Consider the following 17655-nt stretch of genomic DNA (forward strand, 5'->3'; position numbering starts at 1 on the left):
GCCCGATATTTATGCATCGGCGTTACATCGATTCCCAGGACCGGTGGACAAGCAGGGCGTAAGCTGGAGTGAGGGTGATCTTGACCGTGCAGTCCGAATGTCGGCTGCAGCGTTGCCCGAAACAGTTACGAGGCCCCGCTCCATGACCACCACCCTTCCCACGTCAGAGCGCCCTAAATCGCGTGTCCGGCAGCCCAACGCCGTTGTCCTGAGCTATTCGGAGCTGTTGAAGAGCGTCAAGGCTGAAGGCCTGCTGGAACGCCGCGTCGGTTTCTACATCACGCTCTTTGCCAGCCTGGTACTCCTCATGGCCGCCACCTGGTTCGGGTTTGCCCTGATCGGCGACAGCTGGTTCCAGCTCCTTATCGCCGCGGCCGTCGGGGTCCTCTGCACACAGCTGAGTTTCCTGGCCCACGAGGCCGGGCACCGCCAGATCTTCGCGTCGCGCCGGGCCAACGACTGGACCGCCCGGATCCTGGCCACCTCGGTTGCCGGCATGAGCTATTCCTGGTGGGAGCAGAAGCACGGCGCCCACCACAACCACCCCAACGTCATTTCGAAGGATCCGGACATTGCCACGGGGGCCATCGCCTTCCATACCGAAGGTGCCGCCACCCGGCAGGGCCGGTTTTCGTTCCTGACCCGCAAGCAGGGCTGGTTCTTCTTCCCGTTGCTGTTCCTTGTTGGCCTGGGGCTGCAGATCGATTCCGTGAAGTTCGTCTTCCGCCGGGCCAAGGTGACACACCGATGGGTAGAGCTTCCCATTTTGCTGGTCCGGCTCAGCCTCCTGCCCGCGCTCGCTTTTACGTTCCTGCCGCTCGGAATGGCGTTCGCCTTCATCGGCGTGCAACTCGCCGTCTTCGGTTTCTACATGGGCGCTTCCTTCGCGCCGAACCACAAGGGCATGCCGGTCCTGCCCGCGGACAGCCGCGTGGACTTCTTCAGCCGCCAGGTCCTGACGTCACGGAACATCTCCGGCGGCCGGTTTATGGACATCCTGCTCGGCGGCCTTAACCGCCAGGCTGAGCACCACCTCTTCCCGGACATGGCACGCCCCCAACTGGATAAGGCAGCCAAGATCGTCCGCGAGTACTGCAAGAAGCACCAGGTTCCCTACACGGAAACCACGCTGCTGCAGTCCTACGGCATCATCGTCCGCTACCTGAACGATGTAGGCCTTGCTGCAGGACGCCACTTCGAGTGCCCCATGGCAACGGTGACCCGGCGGTTCTAGCACGCACCCCGAGCCACGCGGACTCCCCCGCATGACTCTGCCCCGTATGACCCGAAGCGACGGCCGGCTACCGGCCGTCGCTTCGTCGTCGGTAGCGGTATCCCTAGGATGGTCAGTGACACCGGCCGCGGGAAACCCCCGCCCGGAGAGGAGACCTTTTTATGCAAGCCATCGTTGCCCGCCAGTCCGGAGTTCCGGAAGTCCTCGAGCTTGCCGAGGTGGACCGTCCGACGCCGGGCCCTGGCCAGCTGCTCATCAAGGTGGCGGCAGCCGGGGTGAACTTCATCGACACCTACCAGCGCGGGGGCATGTACCAGGTCCCGTTCCCCTTTACGCCTGGCTCGGAAGCCGCTGGGACTGTAGAGGAGCTCGGCGAGGGCGTCGAAAACTTCGCAGTTGGCAGCAGGGTGGCCACGGCCGAGGGCACTAAATGCTACGCCGGCTACGCGGTGCTCGATGCGGCCAAGGCACTTCCGGTGCCGGACGGCGTCGACGACCTGACGGCGGCTGCCTTGCCGCTCCAAGGCATGACCGCCCACTACCTCATCAATTCCTCCTTCAAGGTCGAACCGGGCCACACAGTACTGACGCACGCCGGCGCCGGCGGCGTCGGCCTGCTGCTGATCCAACTGCTGAAGGAGAGGGGCGCCCGCGTCATCACGACGGTTTCCTCGGCGGCCAAGGAAGAACTTGCCCGCGATGCCGGGGCCGACCACGTGTTGCGCTACGAGGGCTTTCCCCACCATGTCCGCGAGCTCACCAACGGGAAGGGCGTGGACGCGGTGTACGACGGGGTGGGCCGAAACACTTTTGACGGCTCCCTCTCCTGCCTTCGCACGAGAGGCACGCTGGTCCTGTTCGGGGCAGCCTCGGGAGCCGTTCCGCCGGTGGATCCGCAGCGTCTCAATGCGGGCGGGTCGCTGACGTTGACCCGCCCGTCCCTGGCCCACTTCCTGCTCAACGAGCAGGAGCGCCGCTGGCGGTCGGCGGAGATCTTCGCCGCCGCAGAAAAGGGGCGCCTGTTGGTCCGGATCGGTGCCACCTACCCCCTGGCCGAGGCGCGACGCGCCCACGAGGACCTCGAAGGCCGGCGTACCACGGGCAAGGTCCTGCTGGTTCCCTGATGGATACAAGCACACGCGTGAACAAAACATGAATCTTCAACTAATCTTTGGAACCTTCCGTTCACTTTACTCAGGCAGAATCTGTCCGTGAGTGAGCATCAGTCAACCGTCGCCGCATCCCTGCCGGAGGATCCCTACCGCCCCCAGCTGGCCGGTTTGCCCCTGGCCCCGCCCGAGCGGACCCTCATGGCCATCCTGGCGGACTCGGCCGCGCGTTTCCCGGAGGCCTCAGCGCTCGACGACGGCCGGCGTTCCCTGAGCTACGCCGACCTGATGGCCGCGGTCCGGGCCAAAGGACGGGAGCTCCAGGCCGCCGGGCTGGGCGCTGGCGACAGGATAGGTGTGCGGATTCCGTCCGGGACCAGCGAGCTCTACATCTCGATTCTCGCTATCCTGCACATCGGTGCCGCCTACGTTCCTGTGGACGCCGACGACCCTGAGGAACGTGCTCGGCTCGTCTTCGGTGAGGCTGGTGTAGCCGCAGTTCTCACGGGTGGGGCCGCGGTCTCCGTGCCTGACTCCCCGGAACCCGCTGAACGTAGTCACGCCGAAAGCCGTTCTGCCGAGCCCGGCGATGACGCGTGGGTGATCTTTACCTCCGGTTCCACCGGCACGCCCAAGGGCGTCGCGGTCCAGCACCGCTCCGCCGCCGCCTTTGTTGACGCCGAAGCCCGGATCTTCCTGCAGGCGGAGCCCCTCGGCCCGCATGACAGGGTACTGGCAGGGCTTTCCGTCGCCTTTGATGCCTCGTGTGAGGAAATGTGGCTTGCCTGGCGTCATGGCGCCTGCCTGGTGCCCGCACCGCGGGCCCTGGTCAGGACCGGAACGGACCTCGGCCCGTGGCTCATCAGCCACGGCATCACCGCAGTGTCCACCGTTCCTACGCTGGCTGCCCTCTGGCCGGCCGAGTCCCTGGAGAGCGTCCGGCTCCTGATTTTCGGCGGCGAGACCTGCCCGCCCGAGCTGGCCGAGCGGCTTGCCGTCCCGGGCCGTGAAGTCTGGAACACCTACGGCCCCACGGAGGCCACGGTAGTGGCCTGCGCGGCTCCCCTGGGTGGCCCCGGTCCGGTCCGGATCGGACTGCCCCTGGACGGCTGGGACCTGGCAGTGGTGGATGCTGAAGGACTGCCCGTCGGCGAAGGGGAGATCGGCGAACTGATTATCGGCGGCGTCGGACTGGCCCGTTACCTTGACCCGGACAAGGACCGGGAGAAGTACGCGCCCATGCCGTCCTTCGACTGGGATCGCGCCTACCGTTCGGGCGACCTGGTCCGCTTCGAAGCCGCCGGACTGATCTTTGTGGGCCGCGCCGACGAACAGGTCAAGCTCGGTGGACGCCGGATCGAACTGGGCGAAATTGACGCCGCCCTGCAGGCCCTCCCGCACGTTGCCGGAGCCGCGGCGGCAGTACGGACAACCGCTGCGGGCAACCAGATCCTGGTGGGCTACCTGGCCGCCGCCGACCCTGACCTGGATCTGGTGGCCGCCCGCGAACTCCTGGCAGCGAGCCTCCCCGCGCCGCTCATTCCGCTGCTGACCGTCGTCGACTCCCTGCCTACCAAAACCAGCGGCAAGGTGGACCGCCATGCCCTGCCCTGGCCGCTGACCGGGACCGGCGCGGCGGAGGCTGACGCTGCCCCCTTGAACCTGCCCGAAGATGCCTCCTGGGTGACCGAACAGTGGACTGCAGTCCTTGGCAGCATCGTAACAAGCCTCGACGCCGACTTCTTCGCCTACGGCGGTGGCTCCCTGTCCGCTGCCCAGCTGGTCTCAGCCCTCAGGGTCCGGTACCCGACCATCACGGTCGCCGACATCTATGCCACACCCAGGATCGGTGCCCTGATCGATGCGGCCCGCCAGACCCTTCCCGACGGAGTGGCCACCGGACCTGCGCCGTCCCGGACTGTACGCCCCACCGCGTTCAAGTCCCAGGTCTTCCAGACGCTGATGGGCATTCCCTTGCACATCCTGGTGGGAATGCGCTGGCTGACCTACCTCATGGCGGCCAACAACGTGCTGGCCGCGTTGGCCGGCTTCAGCGCTGCCCCCACCGTTTCCTGGTGGTGGGTGGCCGCCTCCTGGCTCGTCTTCGTCTCCCCGGCCGGCCGGATGCTGATTTCCGTGGCCGCGGCCCGGATGCTGCTCCGGAAGGTGGGGCCCGGAACGTACCCGCGCTCCGGACGGGTGCACCTGCGCCTCTGGCTGGCCGAACAGATCCAGGACCTCGCCGGGGCCATCAGCCTCGCCAGCGCACCATGGGTGCCGTACTACGCCCGGGCGTTGGGCGCCAAGATCGGCAACAACGTCCAACTGCACTCGCTGCCGCCTGTCACCGGGATGCTTTCCCTGGGCAGTGGCTCCAACGTCGAGCCTGAGGTGGATCTTTCCGGCTGGTGGATCGACGGGGACATCGTCCACATCGGGGCCGTCCGTATCGGGGCAGGAGCCAGCGTCGGGGCGCGCAGCACGCTGATGCCCGGCGCTTCCATCGGCGCCGGAGCCCAGGTGGAGCCCGGCTCGGCCGTCCTCGGCAAGGTGAAGGCCGGCCACCACGTTGCCGGCTCCCCCGCCGAGCGCCGGGGCAAGGCCAAGCACTCGCTGCCGGACACTCCTGCAGAACATCGGCTGATTGGCCGGCTCTGGTTCGCCGGATTCGCCGTGGCTTCCGCCGTGCTGGCCCTGATTCCCTACGTGTCTGCCACTGCCGCGGCATTGGTGGTCTTTGCCTTCATCCAGGGCAGCAAATCACTCTCCGCAGCCGTCCCGCAGCTCTTGCTCGCCCTCGCACCCGCGGCCCTTGTGTGGTTCGTCGTCAACCTCCTGCTGATTTTGGCCAGCACCCGCTTGCTCGGAATCGGCCTGGCGGAGGGCTACTACCGCGTCCGCAGCCGGATCGGCTGGCAGGTCTGGGCCACGGAACGTGTGCTGGACCTGGCCCGCGACCTGCTCTTCCCTGTTTATGCCAGTCTCTTCACTCCGGTCTGGCTGCGCCTGCTCGGTGCCAAGATCGGCAAGAACGTCGAAGCCTCCACGGTCCTGCTCATCCCCAAGATGACCACCGTAGGCGAGGGCGCTTTCCTGGCCGACGACACCATGGTGGCCTCCTACGAGCTCGACGGCGGGTGGCTGCGGATTGCGCCCGCGAAGATCGGCAAACGCTCCTTCCTGGGCAACTCGGGCATGACCGCAGCCGGCCGGAATGTCCCCAAGAACTCCCTTGTCGCCGTCCTGTCGGCCACACCGGCCAAGGCCAAGTCCGGGACATCCTGGCTGGGCAGCCCGCCTGTGCGGCTCCGGCGCACCGCCATCGCCTCGGACGACACCCGCACCTACCAGCCGCCGCTGCGGCTCAAGTTTGCCCGCTGCCTCTGGGAACTGGGCCGCTTCATCCCCGTGGTGGTAACGGTGGCGATCGCCGCCGGCGTGATGCTTGCTTTTGACTGGCTGGCTGCCGCCTACAACTACGGGATTGCCGCAGCCCTGGGCGGCGTCGTGATGCTGCTGGCGGGCGCGGTGGCCGCGGGCAGCGCCGTCGTCGCCAAATGGGTCCTCGTGGGCCGGATCCGTGCCGGCGAGCATCCACTCTGGAGCTCGTTCATTTGGCGCAACGAGGTGGTGGATACGTTTATCGAAATGGTGGGCGCCCCCTGGTTCGCGCGGGCAGCCACCGGAACCCCGGCCCTGGTCTGGTGGCTCCGGGCGCTCGGCGCGCGGATCGGCCGCGGCACGTGGTGCGAAAGCTACTGGCTTCCCGAAGCGGACCTGGTCACCCTCGGGCGGAACTCCACGGTCAACCGTGGCTGTGTGGTCCAGACGCACCTGTTCCATGACCGGGTCATGAGCCTGGACACTGTTACCCTCGAAGACGGAGCAACCATGGGGCCCCACGGCGTCATCCTGCCGCAGGCGAGCATCGGCAGCGGTGGAACTGTAGGACCGGCGTCGCTGGTGATGCGGGGCGAATCTGTTCCCGCCGCGACCTATTGGATGGGCAACCCGGTGAGCCCCTGGAGTGGTCCCGCAGCGTCCGCTCCCAAACCACGCTAGCCCCGCAGTACCAGCTGTCCTGCCGCCCTACGCTGATCGGAAAGACCGTCTTATGAGTTCCCCCGCACCGAGCCCCATGGCCGCGAGTACCGGCCCTGCACGCAACTCGGAGCACGGCGCATCTGCGCCTGACCCCTATATGCCCGGCCATGGCACGAACGCGTACAAGGTCAGCCGCTACGAACTGGACATTGACTACAAGCTCAGCAATAACCGCCTGAGCGGGCGCGCGGTCCTGAACGCAGTCACGCAGTACGCGACGGCGGCCCTCGTGCTGGACCTTACCGGGCTCCGGGCCACGAAGATCCAGCTCAGCGGGCGCCGGGTAAAAAAGTTCAGCCAGCGCGCAGGGCAGTTGGTCATTGTGCCCGAGGCCGCGCTGCCGGCGGGCGAGGAATTTACCCTCGACATCCGCTACGAAGGCAACCCTGGTCCCCGGCGCGGGTTCTGGGGCGAGGTGGGCTGGGAGGAACTCACCGACGGCGTCCTTGTGGCCGGCCAGCCGAACGGTGCCGCCTCATGGTTCCCGTGCAACGACCACCCCGGTGACAAGGCCAGCTACCGGATCAGTGTGACCACCGACGCCAATTACCGGGCCGTGTGTAACGGCACCCTGATCTCCCACACCGGCAGGGCAAGCCGCGAGACCTGGGTCTACGAACAGACCGAGCCCATGGCCACCTACCTTGCCACGGTCCAGATCGGCCGGTATGAGTTCCTCGCCCTGACTCCCTTCCCCGTGGACGGGCAGGTTCCGCAGTTCGCCGCCGTCCCGCCGCTGTTGGTCGATGCGGCCCGCGAAGGCCTGGCGAGGCAGCCTGAGATGATGCGCACCTTTGCCAACTGTTTCGGGCCCTACCCTTTCCCTGAATACTCCGTGGTGGTGACCGAAGACGAGCTGGAAATACCGCTCGAAGCGCAGACGCTCTCCATTCTGGGCCGGAACCACCTGACGCAGGAGTGGGAATCCCAGCGGCTCATCGCCCACGAGCTCGCGCACCAGTGGTTCGGGAACTCCCTCACTGCCGCATCCTGGTCGGACATCTGGCTCCACGAGGGCTTCGCGTGCTACGCGGAGTGGATCTGGTCGGAGGAGGCGGGCGTCCTTCCTGTCGCGAACCGGGCCGCCGCAGCCTGGCGGAAGCTGGCCGCCGGCAGCCAGGACATCATCGTGGGCGACCCCGGACCGGAGCTGATGTTTGATGACCGCGTCTACAAGCGGGGCGCCCTGGCCCTCCATGCTCTGCGGATCCGTTGCGGCGACCTGGCATTCTTTGCGCTGCTGCACGACTGGACGGATGCCCACCGTCACGGTTCAGTGTCCACGGCGGCCTTTATCCTCGCCGCGGACCGGGCCACCGGCCTCGACACCGAGGCGCTGCTGCACCCGTGGCTGCTCGAGGCAGCACTTCCGCCGCTGCCGGTGCGCTGACAGGCAGAGTGCGCTGGCAGGCCCCCGCTGCATTCGGCCGGTGCGCTAGCTGCCGCCGCGCGAAACCGCGACGGCGGCGCGAAAGTTGAGCGGGAGGCCCGCCTCGCCGGCGGCCAGGTCCCGGATTTCCGGGCGCGACAAAACGTCGAGAGTGTCCGGCGCCGTGGCGAGACCGTCGCCCGTCATCTTGAGCCAAGCTTCCTTGCGCGCCCAGAGCCGTGCCCGCGCCTGAAGCAGCAGGGGCCCGGCCATCCCGGCCAGGGCCGCGCGCTCGGCGGCGGTGAGGGCCACGCCGTCGAACCCCTCAAAGGCCATGCCGGACGGGTCCGCCAGGTCCAGGCCCATCGTGACTCCGGCAGGTGGATCCACCACGGCGCCCAACAGGATCCACCCGGAACTACGGGACAGGCTCAGCGCGAGCGGCAGCGGCTCTCCCCTGAGCGTATAGCCCGGCCTGCCGTGCGATAGCTCGGGGCCGGAGCCGCACCGGGGGCAGCTGAAGTGAGTGGTGAGGTCAGACGCCGGGACGTCCAGCAATTCTGCTGCGAACCTTCGCAGGGCACGCCGGCCAGCGACAAAAACGGCCCGCGGGCCGGGTGCCAGGGCAGCTGCGCGGGCCAGCTCGGCGGGCCCCAGAACTATTGACTGGCGGCCCGCCGTCGGATCCTGCCCTCCCTGTAATCCGAGAGACCAGGACCGCAGAACCGGCACTGGCGCCACCGGCCCCGCCATCTCTGGTCCCGGCCCTGCCATCCGGATCCGTGCTTAGCGCTGGACGGCGCCGAAGCGCTCTGCCGCCAGGGCCACAGCGCTTTCGCGCGCAGCCGAGGCTTCATCGGCCGTCAGCGTCCGGTCCGATGCCCGGAAACGCAAGCCGAAGGCCAGCGATTTCTTGCCTTCTTCAATACCCTTGCCGGCGTAGACGTCGAACAGCGCCACGTCCTCCAGCAGCTCGCCGGCGCCTTCGCGGAGCGCCTCGAGGACCTGGTCCGCGGGAATGTCCTGCGGCACCACCAGGGCAACGTCCTGGGTGGCCACCGGGAACGTGGAGATGTGGCGGGCCACAATCACATCCGCGGCTGCCTCGAACAGCGCATCCGCGTTGAATTCCAGCGCCACCGAACGGGCAGGCATGTCGTGCGCGGCCAGGAGCTTCGGGTGCAGCTCGCCGGCGTAACCCACTACTTCACCGGTCCGCAGCGAGAGCTGCGCGGCACGGCCCGGGTGGAACGCCTGGTGCGCACCCTGGCTGACCACAACCTCCACACCCAGGACGTCCCCGGCGAGCCGCGCGATGTCCAGCGCGTCGGACCAGTCCCACAAGCGCGGCGTGTGGCCGGCGGCAGCGGGTGAATCGTGGCCCGTGAGGACAGCGGCGACGTACAGCGGCTGGTCCGGAACGCCGTCGTACAGTGCATCCAGCACCTCGTCGGAAGGCTTGACGCCCAGCGGCGGGATGGACGGCGTGCCCACGGTCTCGTCCGGTAGGAAAACGAGGCCCGACTCGAAGAGCGCCAGGTCGCGGAAGCCGCGGGAGTAGTTCCGCTTGGCCACCTCGATGAGCCCGGGGAGGATGGACGTGCGCAGGAAGCCGTGTTCCTCGCTGATCGGGTTCGCCAGCTTGACCGCGCTCCGGGCAGCACCCAGCTCGGCGACGCCGAATGTGTCGTTGGCCGCCTTGGAGACGAACGGGTAGGCGAGGACTTCGGTCAGACCGGCGTCAGCCAGTGACTGGATGAGCCGACGGCGCTGCTGCTGCACGCGGGTCAGGCCACGTCCCGGAGGGGCCACCGGAAGGGTGGCGGGGATGTTGTCGTAGCCCACCAGCCGCGCGATTTCCTCGGAAAGGTCTTCCTTGGTTTCCAGGTCGTTGCGCCAGCTGGGGGCGGTAACGGTCCAGCCGCCGTCGGCTTTTTCCACCACGGCACCCAGGTCCACTAGCGAGGTGGTGATCTGTTCTTCCGTGAAATCGATGCCGATCCGCTGGGCGGCGAAGGCTGCCGGCAGCGCGATGGTCACGGCGTCCGGCGCGGTCCCGACGTCGGTCCCCGCCTGGTCGGCAACCCCACCGGCGAGTTCCACCAGGAGGTCAACAACACGCTGGGCGGCTATGTCCGCCACGTGCCAGTCGACGCCGCGCTCGAAGCGCTTGGACGCCTCGGACGGCAGCTTGTGCCGGCGGCGGGAACGGCCAATGGACACCTCGTCGAAGTGCGCCGCTTCCACCAGGACGTTCGACGTCGAATCGCTCACCTCGGTGGCTGCGCCGCCCATCACGCCGGCAATGCCGATCGCGCCGGAACTGTCGGTGATGAGGAGGTCCTCGACGTCGAGCGTGCGCTCCTTGTCGTCCAGGGTGGTGATCTTCTCCCCCGCCACGGCACGCCGGACCACGATGTCGCCGGACAGCTTGTCCAGGTCATAGCAGTGCGTGGGCTGGCCAAGCTCTAGCATCACGTAGTTGGAAATGTCCACGGGCAGGGAGATGGAGCGGATCCCGGCAAGCCGCAGCCGCGAGGTCATCCACGGGGGCGTCGGCTTGGTGGCGTCGGCGCCACGGACGGTGCGGGCCACGAAACGGTCGCAGCCAGGCTTGCCGTAGATGGGAGCGTCGTCGTTGAGCTTGACGCCGTAGCCACCGGAAAGTTCCGACGGGGCCTGGACCTTGGTAGCGGGGTCCGTGAATATGGTGCCGGTGGCGTGGGCGTATTCACGGGCCACACCACGGATGGAGAACGCGTAGCCGCGGTCCGGGGTCACGTTGATCTCGGCTGCCTGGTCATAGAGGCCGAGCAGTTCCATGGCGTCCGTGCCGATTTCCGGATCAAGCCCGATGCGGGACAGGACCAGGATGCCGTCGTGGTCCTCGCCGATGCCAAGCTCGCGGACGGAGGCGATCATGCCGGCGGACAGGTGGCCGTAGGTCTTCCGGGCGGAGATCCGGAAGTCGCCGGGCAGGACCGCGCCGGGCAGGGTGACCACTACTTTGTCGCCCTCAACGAAGTTGTGGGCGCCGCAGATGATCCCCTGCACGCCGGACGGGTCGATGCCTCCGCCGGTCAGGGTCTGTTCCTGGCCTTCGGGGACAACCCGGACCTGGCACCAGTTGATGGTTTTACCGTTGGTCTGGGGCTCCTTGACGATGCTCAGGACCTGGCCCACCACAACCGGACCCTGAAGGGTGTCCGTGGGGCGGTGAACGTCCTCTTCTTCAAAACCGACCTTGACCAGTTCGGCCATCACGTCTTCGGCCGTTGCTCCGGCCGGTACTGCTGCGAATTCACGCAGCCAGGAAAGTGGGATACGCACTGTTAGATCTCCATCCCGAAGTGCTCGCTGAAACGTACATCGCCTTCGATCATGTCGCGCATGTCGCCCACCTCGTTGCGGAACATCAGGGTGCGCTCGATGCCCATGCCAAAGGCAAAACCTGAATAGATGTCCGGGTCGATGCCCGCCGCGCGGAGCACGTTGGGGTTGACCATGCCGCAGCCGCCCCACTCGATCCACCGCGGGCCGCCCTTGGCGCCCGGGTGCCAGATGTCCAGCTCGGCGGACGGCTCGGTAAACGGGAAGTAGTTGGGGCGCAGCCGGATCTGGGCTTCGTCGCCGAACATCTGCCGGGCGAAGTGCTCCAGTGTTCCGCGGAGGTCTGCCATGCTCAGGTGCTTGTCGATGGCCAGGCCCTCGAACTGGTGGAACACCGGGGTGTGCGTGGCGTCAAGCTCGTCGGTGCGGAACACCTTGCCGGGGCACAGCACGTAGATCGGCACTTCGCGTTCCAGCATGGAGCGGACCTGGACCGGCGAGGTGTGGGTACGCATCAGGAGGTGCGCCTCGGGCGGCTCCACGAAGAACGTGTCCTGCATTTCGCGGGCCGGATGGTCCGGCTTGAAGTTGAGCGCATCGAAGTTGAACCACTCGGATTCAACCTCGGGGCCTTCGGCGATTTCCCAGCCCATGCCAACAAAGATGTCCGCCACTCGGTCCTGCAGGGTGGAGAGCGGGTGCCGCGCTCCGGCCCGACGACGGCGCGGCGCGGCAGTGACGTCCACTGTCTCTTCTAGCAGGATCCGGGCGTCGTTTTGAGCTTCCAGCTCGACGGTGCGGTCCGCGAGCGCCTTGTTGACCCGGCCCCGGGATGAGCCCATGAGCTTTCCGGCTACGGCTTTCTGGTCTTTCGGCAGGCCGCCGATCTCCCGGTTGGCCAGGCTGAGCGGTGACTTCTCACCGGTGTGGGCCAGCCTCACCGCCTTGAGTTCGTCAAGGGAGCCAGCGCCGGCGATGGCGGCGATGGCCTGGTCTACAGCGGCGGTGATGGCGGCTTCATCCGTAGGGTTCGGGATGGCGGCGCCCGGCAAAGTTTCAGTCATCTACTGTTCTTAGCTACGAGTCGGGGCTGCCGGTGAGCGGTGCAGCCGTGCGCGGTTTCCCCGCAGCGCATCCGTCACTGGCAGGTCATTCCGTGAATCCATGCTTGATGAATGCACTCGATGACCAGGTCAGGGCACACCGGTCAAAACTGGCGGCCACTATCCTCCAGTCTAAGTGAAGGCTCCGGCTACCATGGCCTCATGACACCAGGGCAGGGCCGGGCAGCCGCGCAGCTGTTGACGCCGGGGCAGCGGGTACGGCAGTTCGCCAACCTGGCCAACGGCACTACCCTGCTGGGCCTGGCCGTTGCCGCGGCTGCGGGAACCGCCGTCAGCAAAGGCCCCCGCGGGCTGGTCATAGCGTCCGGCTACCGGTGGCGCATTCCGTTTGCGGGGGCTTTCACCCTGGGCAACGTGGTCATCTGCCGGATCCGGACTGAAGAACTGACGTCCAATCCGGCGCTTCTGGGGCATGAGGAAAAGCACTGCAGCCAGTACGCCTACTGCCTGGGGCTGCCCTTCCTTCCGCTGTATTTCCTGGCCGCCGGCTGGTCGCAGCTCCGGACGGGCAATCCGGCGTCGGCAAATTTCTTCGAGCGGCAAGCCGGCCTGGCAGCCGGCGGTTACGTTGACATCAGGACACCAAAGCCGGCGCTGCATGGGGCCGGCAGAATCGAGGTCTGACAATGACGGGCGAACCCAACACCAGGACCATCACCGTGACCGGGACGGGGACGGCTGAGGCGCCACCCGACTTACTGACGATTTCTGTGGGCGTCGAGTGCCGGCGGGACAGCGTGGGCGCCGCCTATGCGGATGCGGGAACAGCATCCGGGGCTGTATCCGGTGCGCTCCGCCGGCACGGCGTGGCTGACGCGGACATCCGGACCTCCGGGCTGAATGTCCGGCCGGAGGTCGTCTGGCGCGACGGCGGGGGCCAGCAGGTGACCGGGTACGTGACCTCCAGTGTGCTCACCGTGCGCCTGCGGCAGGTGAGCGCGGCGTCCGCTGTCATAGCGGCCGCAGTCGATGCCGGCGGCGATGACGTGCGCCTGAACGGACTCGAGCTTGGCTTCTCGGATGAGTCAGCCGTCGCTTCCCTCGCCCGGGAAGCTGCCTGGCAGGATGCCGCTGCCAGGGCCGAACAGTTTGCATCCCTGGCGTCCGCGCGGCTTGGCGCGGTGATGTCCGTTGCCGAGCGCCCCGATGCGCCCGGGCCGGTTCCGGTGGCGCGGATCCAGCGCGCCGCCGCCAGCGAAGCCATCAATGTGGAAGCGGGCCACGCGAGCATTAACGCCAGTGTCACCGTGGTGTGGGAACTGCAGGCCTGACGTTTCCCGTGGGAAGTAAAGGGTGACGGTTCCCGTGGGAAGTCCAGGGTCCAGGGTTCCGCGGGGCCGGAGGTGAGCCCGGCGCGCGGACTTCCGCAGCGCCCGGCCCTTGACTTAAGTTCGAACATATATTCGAATGGGGGATATGAGATGGGATGCACAAGCACTGATGCCCCGGCCCGCCGATGACCTCGGAAGTGGCCCATCACCTGCCCTGCTCCCCCTTGCCGGGTTGGTCCGTTCTGTGACCACCCCCGAATTCGCCGGCATCACCTTCCATGAGGTCACCGCCAAATCGGTGCTCAACAAGGTGGTGGCCGGGTCGCGGATGCCGTTCGAGTGGACCGTGAACCCGTACCGCGGCTGCAGCCATGCCTGTGTTTACTGTTTTGCGCGCAAGAGCCACACGTACCTAGACTTTGACGCCGGGCTGGATTTCGACAGCCAGGTGGTGGTCAAGGTCAATGCCGCCGAGGTCCTCCGGAAGGAGCTGGCTAAGCCGTCCTGGGGCCGCCACCAGGTGGCGCTTGGCACCAACACGGACCCCTATCAGCGGGCCGAGGGCCGCTACCAGCTGATGCCGGGAATCATCACGGCGCTGGCTGACTCAGGCACGCCATTGTCCATCCTCACCAAGGGGACGTTGCTGGCCCGGGACATTCCGCTCCTGAAGAGGGCTGCCGCCCAGGTGCCGGTAGGGGTGGGCATTTCCCTGGCCATGACGGACGAGGCACTCTCGGAAGCTGTGGAACCAGGCACGCCGGGGCCGCGTGCGCGGCTGAAGCTCGTCTCCCGCTTGCGCGAGGCCGGGCTCCCCTGCGGCGTTATGGCGATGCCCATCCTTCCGTGGCTCTCTGACAGCGACGAAGCGCTCGATGCCCTCTTCAGCTCCCTGTCCGCAGCAGGAGCCACGGGGGTGACGGCCGGCGCCCTTTACCTGAAGCCGGGTACACGCGAGTGGTTTATGCAGTGGATTGCCAAGAACCATCCGGAACTGGCTGGCCGCTACCGGCGCCTCTACGACACAGGGTCCTACGCGACCAAGGAATACCGCACGTGGCTCGCCGCCAAAGTCCGCTACTTCAAGCAGCGGCACGGCTTCACCAGCGGCCACGGTTTCAGCCACCGCGATCTGGCGGACGATCCCCGCGGCGAGGAAGCCCAGTATCCGGAAGGAATCCTGCCTGTCCCCGGGACAGCAGGCGCTGACTTTCGGAACGCCGACGAAGCAACAGCGCTCCGTCAACCTACACTGTTCTGACGTCAGGATTTCAACGCGCGTGCGTGTCTTGCTGCTGCGCGCTGAGTGAGTGCAGGAGGGCTTCGACAATGGGGAAATCGGCCGGGATCCAGAGCAGGTCCAGCACTTCCCGGTGGTCCGTCAGCGCGACCCAGCGTAATGCGTCGTGGTCCTCGAGGGGTTGCGGCTCGCCCTGGATAATTTCGGCCAGCCAGACCCGCATGCTTGCCCGGTCGTTCAGCCGCCATCCGGTGGCCGCCGCTGCCGGAAGCTCGAGCCCCAGCCGGACACGCACGCCGAGCTCCTCACTCAGTTCCCGGTGCAATGCGGCCTCGCATTCCTCACCGGCATCCACTTTTCCGCCGGGAAATTCCCAAAATCCGGCGAACTGCTCGGGAGCAGTCCGCCTAGCCACCAGCATGCGCGCAGGGTTCGCCAACGAGTCCACTATTGCTCCGCCAACTACCTGTATCAGTCCATTCACCGCCCCAGTCTATGAGGGAGAATGGTTTGGGGGCCTTCCCCCAGCATCCCCTTTGAAAAGCAGGCACATGAGCAGCGTCGTCCAAACCTCCACCGCTTCCAGGGCGAAGACTCCGCACGTTGGCGCAGCAATTTTGGCGCTGGCTATGGGCGGCGTCGGCATCGGTGTCACGGAGTTCACCATGATGGGCCTGTTGAAAGAGGTGGAACAAGGACTCCGCATCAGCACCCCGGAGGCCGGGCACCTCATTTCCGCCTATGCCCTCGGAGTCGTGGTGGGCGCGCCGCTGCTCGCCGCAGTCGGTGCCAAACTGCCACGCAAACACCTCGCGCTCGGCCTCATGCTGTTCTTCACGCTGGCCAACCTGACCTCCTATCTTGCTCCCGACTACGGCAGCATGCTGGTTTCCCGGTTTGCAGCCGGACTGCCGCACGGTGCCTTCTTCGGGGTCGCGGCCGTGATCGCCGCCTCCCTGGTTTCCCCCACCCGTCGCGGTTGGGCCATCTCCATGGTGATGGCGGGCCTGTCCGTTTCGAACGTCATCGGCGTACCCGCGGCCACCTGGGTCGGCCAGACCTTTGGCTGGCGGCTGCTGTTCCTCCTCGTAGGAGGCATTGGCTTGCTGACGCTGGTCCTGCTGTGGCGCTATGTTCCGTACCAGGCACCTCATCCTGACGCGAGCATCCGCCGCGAACTCGGTGCGCTCAAACGGCTTCAGGTGTGGCTGGCCATCCTGATCGGCATCGTGGGCTTTGGTGGCTTCTTCGCGACCTACACCTACATTGCCCACACCATGACCCTGGTGGCCGGGATTCCGGCATCGCTGCTGCCCATTGTGGTAGCACTCTACGGGCTGGGCATGGTGGCGGGTACGGTCGTCGGCGGCAGGCTGGCCGACAAGTCGGTGATGGGGACGCTGTACTGGGTCCTGCCCGGGATCGCCGTCGCACTGGTGGTTTACGCGGTGGCTGTGCACTGGCCCTGGTCAGCCCTGGTGATGGTCTTTGTGGTGGGAGCGTCCGGCTCCATGCTGATCCCGGCCTTGCAGACCCGTTTGTTGGATGCGTCGCCGGACGCCCCCTCCCTCGCTTCTTCGCTCAACCACGCCGCGCTTAACGTTGCCAATGCCCTTGGCGCCTTCCTGGGGGGCGTAGTGATCGCCTGGGGCTGGGGCTTCGTGGCACCCGCGCTCGTGGGCGCCGTGTTGGCAGTCCTGGGCTTTGGCATCGCGGTGACCAGCGGCGTCCTGGAACGCAAAAAGCCGCTGGCCGCCTGATACTGGGAACGGGCGGGCAGCGGCTTCACCGAAGCATTCGGTGCGCTGAGGCAGGAGCGTCAGGCCTGCAGGTCCTGAGCCCCGGCCTCCGCGGCTATCTGGCCGGCACTGGGAACCTGACCGGCGCCTGAGTCCTCGTCCGTGCGACTGTCCTCGCGGTGCAGATCCGGTTCGAGGTAGATCACCCGGGCCATCGGAACGGCCGTGCGGATTCGGGACTCTGCACTATCAATCGCGGCGGCGATGTCCCGGCCGGTTTCTGCCGCACTCACGGAGATCTTGGCGGCCACCAACAGCTCCTCCGGTCCGAGGTGAAGGGTCTTGAGGTGGATGATGCGGTTGTGTCCCCCGGCCTCGATGGCCTCACTGATGCGGGCCACGTCATCCCGGGTGGCGGACTCGCCCAGCAGCAGGGACTTGGTTTCGATAGCCAGCACCACAGCGATGGCCACGAGCAGCAAGCCGATCATGCCGGTACCCGCGGCGTCCCAGATCCCGTTGCCGGTGACGAGGGTCATGCTCACACCCACGAGCGCGAACACAAGGCCAAGAAGCGCCCCGAGATCTTCCAGCAGGATGACCGGCAGCTCCGGCTGCTTGGCCGTGCGCACAAAGCTCACCCAGCCCTGCTTGCCGCGGACGTGGTTGGATTCGATGATGGCGGTCCGGAACGAGAAGGACTCAGCAACAATGGCACCGATCAGCACCGCCAGAGGAACCCACCAGAAGTCCCCTTCGATGGCGTGCGGGTGCTGCAACTTCTCCCACGCTTCGAACAGTGCGAAAAGCCCGCCCACGCTGAAGAGCACGATCGAGACGATAAAAGCGTAAATGTAGCGTTCCCGGCCATACCCGAACGGGTGCTCTAGGCTGGCAGCCTTCCTGGCGCGCTTGCCGCCGATCAGGAGCAGCAGTTGGTTGCCCGAGTCGGCCACGGAGTGGATGGCTTCGGCCAGCATTGACGAGGATGCCGTCAGAAAAAAGGCCACGAACTTCAGGACGGCGATGGTCAGGTTTGCGGCTAGGGCCGCGACGATCGCCTTGGTACCGCCATTTGCAGCCACGGAGGCTTCTCCTCTTCACAGGTTTCAAGAACAAGCAGGGAAATTCGCGG

At 66.7% G+C, this 17655-nt stretch carries 13 protein-coding genes; 8 read left to right on the forward strand and 5 right to left on the reverse strand.

The features are described from left to right. Positions 1–142 precede the first annotated feature (142 nt). The 4 genes from NG701_RS03805 (at position 143) to NG701_RS03820 (ending at position 7837) form a co-directional block, all read left to right on the forward strand. Positions 143–1234, forward strand: a complete 1092-nt coding sequence (locus NG701_RS03805) for a fatty acid desaturase family protein (RefSeq protein WP_252564690.1) — start codon at positions 143–145, stop codon at positions 1232–1234. Positions 1235–1395: 161 nt separating this feature from the next. Beyond that, positions 1396–2358, forward strand: a complete 963-nt coding sequence (locus tag NG701_RS03810) for a quinone oxidoreductase family protein (RefSeq protein WP_252564692.1) — start codon at positions 1396–1398, stop codon at positions 2356–2358. Positions 2359–2544: 186 nt separating this feature from the next. Continuing rightward, positions 2545–6405: a Pls/PosA family non-ribosomal peptide synthetase gene (locus NG701_RS03815; protein WP_252564966.1), complete on the forward strand. Its 3861-nt coding sequence runs from the start codon at positions 2545–2547 to the stop codon at positions 6403–6405. Positions 6406–6481: 76 nt separating this feature from the next. Continuing rightward, complete coding sequence (locus NG701_RS03820; RefSeq protein WP_374208650.1) at positions 6482–7837, forward strand: M1 family metallopeptidase; 1356 nt, start codon at positions 6482–6484, stop codon at positions 7835–7837. Between the two features lie 45 nt (positions 7838–7882). On the opposite strand, the gene NG701_RS03825 is transcribed toward NG701_RS03820, so the two are convergent. The 3 genes from NG701_RS03825 to pheS are packed head-to-tail and all read right to left on the reverse strand — an operon-like array spanning position 7883 to position 12210. Continuing rightward, positions 7883–8557, reverse strand: coding sequence for a 4'-phosphopantetheinyl transferase family protein (locus NG701_RS03825; protein ID WP_252564696.1), 675 nt, complete (start codon positions 8555–8557; stop codon positions 7883–7885). Between the two features lie 45 nt (positions 8558–8602). Then, a complete protein-coding gene (pheT, locus tag NG701_RS03830; RefSeq protein WP_252564698.1) occupies positions 8603–11146 on the reverse strand; it encodes a phenylalanine--tRNA ligase subunit beta in 2544 nt (847 codons plus the stop codon). Between the two features lie 2 nt (positions 11147–11148). Further along, positions 11149–12210: a phenylalanine--tRNA ligase subunit alpha gene (gene pheS, locus NG701_RS03835; protein WP_252564700.1), complete on the reverse strand. Its 1062-nt coding sequence runs from the start codon at positions 12208–12210 to the stop codon at positions 11149–11151. A 201-nt stretch (positions 12211–12411) separates the two neighbouring features. Between pheS and NG701_RS03840 the strand changes: the two genes are divergently transcribed. The 3 genes from NG701_RS03840 to NG701_RS03850 all read left to right on the forward strand — a co-directional run bounded on the left by NG701_RS03840 (position 12412) and on the right by NG701_RS03850 (position 14802). Further along, positions 12412–12894 (forward strand): hypothetical protein, encoded by a 483-nt coding sequence (locus NG701_RS03840; RefSeq protein WP_252564702.1) that lies wholly within the window; start codon positions 12412–12414, stop codon positions 12892–12894. A 2-nt stretch (positions 12895–12896) separates the two neighbouring features. Continuing rightward, positions 12897–13541, forward strand: coding sequence for an SIMPL domain-containing protein (locus tag NG701_RS03845; RefSeq protein ID WP_252564704.1), 645 nt, complete (start codon positions 12897–12899; stop codon positions 13539–13541). Positions 13542–13686: 145 nt separating this feature from the next. Then, positions 13687–14802, forward strand: coding sequence for an Rv2578c family radical SAM protein (locus NG701_RS03850; RefSeq protein WP_252564706.1), 1116 nt, complete (start codon positions 13687–13689; stop codon positions 14800–14802). Positions 14803–14812: 10 nt separating this feature from the next. Here NG701_RS03850 and NG701_RS03855 read toward each other — a convergent pair whose 3' ends face one another. Further along, the gene (locus NG701_RS03855; RefSeq protein ID WP_252564708.1) at positions 14813–15265 is read right to left on the reverse strand and encodes a (deoxy)nucleoside triphosphate pyrophosphohydrolase; all 453 of its coding nucleotides are present in this window, start codon (positions 15263–15265) and stop codon (positions 14813–14815) included. A gap of 67 nt (positions 15266–15332) precedes the next feature. Here NG701_RS03855 and NG701_RS03860 point away from each other — a divergent pair, with 67 nt between their 5' ends. After that, the gene (locus NG701_RS03860) at positions 15333–16541 is read left to right on the forward strand and encodes an MFS transporter (protein ID WP_252564710.1); all 1209 of its coding nucleotides are present in this window, start codon (positions 15333–15335) and stop codon (positions 16539–16541) included. Between the two features lie 59 nt (positions 16542–16600). Here NG701_RS03860 and NG701_RS03865 read toward each other — a convergent pair whose 3' ends face one another. Continuing rightward, entirely contained in the window at positions 16601–17605 is a 1005-nt protein-coding gene (locus NG701_RS03865; protein WP_252564712.1) for a cation diffusion facilitator family transporter, read from the reverse strand. Positions 17606–17655 lie beyond the last annotated feature (50 nt).

The organism is Pseudarthrobacter cellobiosi, assembly GCF_023913815.1.
In the GTDB taxonomy this organism is placed as follows: Bacteria; Actinomycetota; Actinomycetes; order Actinomycetales; family Micrococcaceae; genus Arthrobacter; species Arthrobacter cellobiosi.